Below are 400 nucleotides of genomic sequence, written 5' to 3'. Positions count from 1 at the left end.
GGGTTTCGACATTCGCTTCGGCAATGTGCGTTGCAGACATCCCGGCCGGCTCCTCCCGCCGGCCGATCCTCACATCGGGTTCGGCAGGTAGCTGGCCCCTCCCCGGCATTGCTTGAGATATTCCAGCGCGCGCACCTGCCCGGTGATTTCGAGATCGCCTCGATAGACAGGGTCGTGCCAGCCTTCGATGTCGATGGCGCCCTTGTATCCGGCCAGCCGCAATTCGCTGATCACCCGCGTCCAGTCGCTGTCGCCGAAGCCCGGCGTTCGCATCTGCACGAAGGGCAGCCGGCCGAACACGCCATGCTCGCGGATGACATCCCAGCGCACCGTCGCGTCCTTGCCGTGGACGTGGAAGATGCGCGGCGCCCATTTGCGGATCTGCGGCATCGGATCGATC

1 protein-coding gene is annotated in these 400 nt (G+C 65.2%); it reads right to left on the bottom strand.

All coding sequences use genetic code 11. From position 1 onward, the window contains the following. Positions 1 to 69 precede the first annotated feature (69 nt). On the bottom strand, positions 70 to 400 hold a 331-nt coding region (locus tag EN969_RS35080; RefSeq protein WP_164758843.1), incomplete at its 5' end, for a sugar phosphate isomerase/epimerase.

This window comes from Mesorhizobium sp. M7A.F.Ca.CA.003.01.2.1, assembly GCF_003998945.1.
Lineage (GTDB): Bacteria > Pseudomonadota > Alphaproteobacteria > Rhizobiales > Rhizobiaceae > Mesorhizobium > Mesorhizobium ciceri.
The sequence above is the reverse complement of the archived record's forward strand: the minus strand, read 5'-3'. Positions and strand labels throughout refer to the sequence as shown.